The organism is Pseudomonas sp. P5_B2 (genome assembly GCF_056400445.1).
Genome location: NZ_JBFULH010000283.1, coordinates 1 through 5405, shown reverse-complemented (window position 1 = coordinate 5405; position 5405 = coordinate 1). Strand labels below are relative to the sequence as shown.

Annotated in this window: 4 protein-coding genes and 1 pseudogene; 1 reads left to right on the top strand and 4 read right to left on the bottom strand. The window is 57.6% G+C overall.

Features of this window, described 5'->3' with window-relative positions:
* Positions 1-128 precede the first annotated feature (128 nt).
* From AC1DRJ_RS18385 to AC1DRJ_RS18375, 3 genes are read right to left on the bottom strand one after another with little or no spacing between them, the layout of a single operon-like run.
* The gene (locus AC1DRJ_RS18385) at positions 129-800 is read right to left on the bottom strand and encodes a GNAT family N-acetyltransferase (protein ID WP_477803414.1); all 672 of its coding nucleotides are present in this window, start codon (positions 798-800) and stop codon (positions 129-131) included.
* A gap of 17 nt (positions 801-817) precedes the next feature.
* Positions 818-1264, bottom strand: coding sequence for an N-acetyltransferase family protein (locus AC1DRJ_RS18380; RefSeq protein WP_477803413.1), 447 nt, complete (start codon positions 1262-1264; stop codon positions 818-820).
* A gap of 9 nt (positions 1265-1273) precedes the next feature.
* Positions 1274-1897: an FMN-binding negative transcriptional regulator gene (locus AC1DRJ_RS18375; protein ID WP_477803412.1), complete on the bottom strand. Its 624-nt coding sequence runs from the start codon at positions 1895-1897 to the stop codon at positions 1274-1276.
* Positions 1898-1987: 90 nt separating this feature from the next.
* Here AC1DRJ_RS18375 and pdxR point away from each other — a divergent pair, with 90 nt between their 5' ends.
* Entirely contained in the window at positions 1988-3535 is a 1548-nt protein-coding gene (gene pdxR, locus AC1DRJ_RS18370; RefSeq protein WP_477803411.1) for a MocR-like pyridoxine biosynthesis transcription factor PdxR, read from the top strand.
* Positions 3536-3546: 11 nt separating this feature from the next.
* Here the strand turns inward: pdxR and AC1DRJ_RS18365 are convergent.
* Positions 3547-5405, bottom strand: a pseudogene (locus AC1DRJ_RS18365) (hypothetical protein); the annotation flags it as partial.

Sequence of the window (5405 nt, the reverse complement as noted above, 5' to 3'; positions counted from 1 at the left end):
GCAGTGTTCAGACCGTTTGGTCTGGAGATGGGCGTAGTGCGGATCCGGCGCGACTTGAGCTGACAAAACAGCACAAAATTTGTGGCGAGGGAGTCCTCGCCACAGGTACGAMGAAAAACCCTATGTGCTTACCCGCGGCACTCCACCAACGTTTTCACCTGCCCCGATCCCGTCTGGTTCTCAACGCTCAGCCAGCGCTCAAACCCCGCGCCAATCGCCAGCCACTCCGAGTCCAGCATCGAATACCACGCGGTGTCCCGGTTCTGGCCCTTGACCACCATGTGCTGGCGGAAAACCCCTTCAAAACTGAAGCCCAATCGCTCGGCCGCGTATTTGGAGCGGGCGTTGCCGTTGTTGCACTTCCACTCCAGGCGGCGATAGCCCAGCGCAAACGACTCCTTGGCCAGCAGGTAAATCGCCTCGGTACTTTTCGGTGAACGCTGCATCGGTGCGCCGAAGGTTACATGGCCGATTTCGATGCGACCTTGTGCCGGGACAATCGACATCAGGCTGAGAATTCCCTGCACCTCACCGCTGACACGGTCGATCACGCTGAAAAAATACGGGTCGCTGTTGGCCGCATGGTTGTTCAGCCAATCGTTGAATGCACTACGCTCCGGGAAAGGCCCATAAGGCAAATAGTCCCAGAGCTTCGGATCGGCACCGGGGCCTTGCAAGGCGTTGAACAAGCCTTCGCCATGACGCGCCGGGTCGAGTTTTTCCAGGCGAATGAAACGCCCTTCGATCGTTTGAACGGTGGGCGCCGGTGCACCTTTCCATTCCGCGAGTGAAGTCGACATGGTGTTCTCCTTGAACCTTAAAGGGCTTTGCGAAACTGGATGAAACCGGGGCGTTCGGCGATGCGCTCGTAGAGCTGGATCGCGGTGGCATTGGTTTCGTGGGTCAGCCAGTGGACTTTACCGCAACCGTCCGTTTTGGCGGTGGCGTAGACAAATTCGATGAGTTTGCGGCCGACGCCGGTGCCGCGGGTTTCTGGCGTCACCAACAGGTCTTGAAGATAGCAGGAGTTTTCGATGCTCCAGTTCGAGCGATGGTAGATGAAGTTCACCATGCCGACCGCTTTGCCATCGATCCACGCCAACGCCGAATGTGTCGGTTCAGTCGAGTCGAGCATGCGCTGCCAAGTGCTGCCAGTGACCGTGTCAGGCAACTCGGTGTTGTAGAAGCGCAGGTAGGCTTGCCACAGCGGCAGCCAGGCGGCATGGTCGTCGGCGCTGACCTGGCGAATTTCAATCTGACTCATGTTCATTCCTTAACGCATCAAGTGGGCGAGAGCCTGATCGTGCACATCGGGTCTGGCGGCGAGCCCTTCGCGCACACCGGCGATATCTTCGGTGCTGCGGTTCTGGCTGAGCTTGCGTTTGCCTTCCAGACGCTGGATAGGCAGGGCAAACCCGACAATCGCCTTGAGCATGCCGTCGATGTAGTCGACGGGAGCGTCGGCGACTTTCCACGGCTGGGTGCGGCCGGCTTCGTGACGATCAGTCAGTGCGCTGACCAGGTTGAGCAGGCGCTCGGCATCAGTGAATACGTCGGCTGTACCATAGGCGTGCACGGCGACGTAATTCCAGGTCGGCACGACTTTGCCGTGTTCGGCTTTGCTCGGATAAAACCCCGGGCTGATGTAAGCATCGGCACCGGCGAAGATCACCAGCGCTTCAGCGCCATCCTGCAAGTCTTTCCATTGCGGATTGGCGCGGGCGAAGTGGCCATATAGGGTGCCATTGGGACCTTCATCAGGTTTGAACAACAACGGCAGATGGCTGGCTTGCAGGCCTTGCTCGCCGTGGGTCACCACCATGGCAAGGCGGGTACCGAGGATTTGCTGCCGCAGTTCATCCAAATCTCTGATGGCAAAGCTGCTGGGGTTGTACATGGAAAAATTCCTTGGCGAATGTCTCTATCCTAGGCAGGCTATTGGTCTGTTGTAAGAGCCATTACTGACCAATTTCATAGGTCCATTACCATGCCGGATGCGCCGCTTTCCCTGTCGTTCAATCCCGCCGGTATCGAACTCGATCGCCGTCAGGGGCTGAGTCGTCAGCTTTATCAGGCATTGCGCCTGAGAGTGCTGGACGGACGCTTGGCGAGCGGCACGCGATTACCGGCCAGTCGCGATCTGGCGGCAGCGCTGGCGATCTCCCGAAACAGTGTGGTGCGAGCCTACGATCAACTCTATGCCGAGGGCTTTATCGAAGGTCGAGTCGGAGACGGAACTTACGTCGCACAATTGCCCCAAACCGCGTTCCCGGCGAAAAAATTATCCACAAAAGTATCCACAGGGTTGTCAACAGGGTTACCCACAACCTTATCCACAAATCGGCTGGATTTACCTGTGGTTTCATCCAGTAAAGTTATCCACAGCGGTGCCTTGGGGCGCGTTGAAAAGAACCATTTGGCCTTGCCGCCGAGTGGACCACCCCGAGCATTTCGGGTCGGTGTGCCGGCATTTGATCTGTTTCCTTTCGAGGTCTGGGCCAAGCTGAATGCGGCTTTCTGGCGTAAACCGGATTTGCAGCAGCTGTGTTACGGCGATCCGGCGGGTGACGAGCGTTTGCGCGGACTCATCGCCGCCTATTTGCGCAGTTCACGGGGCATGCAATGCACGGCTGAACAAATAGTGATCACCAGTGGCGCGCAGCAGGGGATTAGCCTTTGTGCACAGCTGCTGGTGGAACCTGGGGACGGGGTTGCAATTGAAAATCCGGGGTATCGCGCGGCGGGGCATGCGTTTGCCGTGGCCGGTGCGCGGTTGCACGGCGTGGCGGTGGACAGTGAAGGCATTGATTGCCGGGAATTGGCCGGGTTAAGTGATTGTCGGCTGGCGTATGTCACGCCCTCGCATCAATACCCGACAGGGGTGGTGATGAGTCTGGCGAGACGCCTTGAATTACTCGCCTGGGCGGAGCGCACCCAAGGCTGGATCGTCGAGGACGACTATGATGGCGAATACCGCTACAGCGGCGCACCACTGGCACCATTGGCGGCGCTCGATCGGCAGGGGCGGGTGTTGTATGTCGGGACCTTTGGCAAAGTCGCCTTCCCAGCATTGCGTTTGGGTTATCTGGTGTTGCCACCGGCGCTGGTGCAGGCGTTTTCTCAGCGGCGGGCGGTGGACGTCCGGCATTCCGAAGTGAGCACCCAGGCGGTGATGGCCGAGTTCATGGCCGCCGGGCACTTTCAACGACACATACGCCGCATGCGCCGTGCCGCCCTGAGCCGGCGTAATACATTGCTGGCAGGTTGGCCGCAGAACATTCCAGGTATTGGCAGTCTGCCAAGTGTCGCGGCAGGACTGCATCTGACGGTGGCAGTCGAGTCTCAATCCCGCGAGCGCGAACTGGTGGAAAAAGCCGTCAGTGTTGATGTCGAGATCAATGCGCTCAGCAGCTACTGGTTACCGGATTCGCAACGGCCGCCGGACCAGCGCGCCGGGCTGGTCCTGGGTTTTGCGGCGGTGCCCGAAGTGGCGATCCTTGCTGCACTCCGGCGTCTGGAAAAAGCCTGGCGCTGAGCAGAGGCTACTCAGTTCTGTAGCGCGGGCTCCAGGTCCAAAAACAGTTTGAGCAGTTCGGGATTGACTATTCTTCGCAGCACGCCATCAATGGGTTCGACGGTATTGAGTAGCGCTTGCAGCTCGGGTGTGAGCGTTTTCAGATAGTCATCCGAAATCTTCAGGTGGACCGCCTTGGGTTTATCGCCCGGACTCTTCAAGGTTTCGTAGTGGAAATGCGCGACCCATAACGCCGAGTTTTTGTTTGTCTTATCCAGAATCCGGTATTCCTGAAAATAGTCGCCCAACTGCTTCGTCTGGATTCGGCCTTGCTTGTCGCGGCGAAGTTCAACCTGCTGGTTTTCATGCATCCATCTGAAAGCGCTTTGTACCGGTTTTCGCTGTTTGTACAAACGGGCTCGAACACCAACACCTTCCTTGCGCAGTCGTGTTGCCGCCTCGCGCAGTTCAAGGCCAAGTGATGCGACGGCGGGGGGAGTGCCTTCGGCTTTTTTGATCCGGTTCATGGCCAGCTCGACATTGTTCGCACTCTGTTCCAGCTTGAGTGCTCGCTGCTCGAACAACTCCTGCATTTCGACGGGTATGCGTTTTGGGCGCAAAGCGTCTTTGCGAGTGCGTTCTATAAAGCTGTTGGTATCGAGGTTCAGTTCCAGGCCATCGTTGATGATTTCCAGGTCTTGTTGCACCGGGGCGGGTTGTTGGTGAGTCGTGGCTTTGAATGGTTTGAGGGGCGTGTCCGGGGATTTAGCGGGTTCATTTTTACCGCGGTCGCGGGGCCGGGACTTGCTCACTTTGACCGGTGCTCGCGAGGTGCCCGCACGCGCAGGAGCCGGGAGTTCCGGCTGGTTTTCCTCGGGCAGCAGTTTATGAAGGTGGTCTTGCGTCACCTGGGCAAACTCGTTGATGAGTTTGCGCACATGATCGAGTTGAAGTTGTTTGAACAGCTCGGGGAACGTCTCAGGAAGTTCCTGGATTCGCTGATCGGCGTTGGCAAAGACCTCGACAAGATTATCCAGCACTTCAATGGGGCTCGGGGAATCAGTAGCGACAGCGGTCCCCTTTGCCAGGTTCGCAATTTGATGTGCGCCCTCGCCGGCGCTCACCAGAATGTTACCGATGGCGTCACGGGCTTCGGACATGCTCGAACCGGCCTGCTCCTGCATGCAGAGTTCCTGGGCCATGCCAATTTCGTTGGCTTTCAGTTGCAACACTGTGAACGATGKCATTAGCCGGGAGATCTCGATGGCTTGGGTGATTCCCGCCCGCCCGGACGCACTGATGCCCTCAAGTGTGGCGTTCGACAGGTTCAGTTTCTCGACCATTTGGTGGCTCAACTCGGTCGCCAACTTGATCTTCTCGACAAAGACCTGCTGCGTCAGCGTTTCGGGGGTTGTGGCTTCTGCCAGTCCATCGGTTAACAGGGCGTACTCGATTTTTTTTATCGTGAACCAAAACGACAGGTCTCTTTGCAACTCGGTGCTCAGGCGCAGCAAGTCGTAGAGGTAACCCTCCGAGCCCCCGAGGTTACGCCATTCACCTAACTGTCCAAGCGCCTGTTGATAGCCATTGATCATCCCCTCCAGTTTTTCTACATACCGTCTGGATAAGAGACCATAGGCGTCGGATTTCGCAGCCAGCATGTCGTCTTGCGCTTTTTTCAGGTCGGCTGTCGTGGATTTTTCTGCTGACTTGAACACTTGCAGCGCATCGCTTAGCTCTTTTTTGCGTTTCAGTTTTTCTGCTTTCCTGGTCTTGAGACGACCTGTGGGCCCGCCACCGCGCAGGCGTAAACGCAGGTCAAGCACCCATTCATTCGTGGCGGTGCGGGCCAGCAAAGGACCAGACGTGGCGGGGTCATCCAGATGAACAA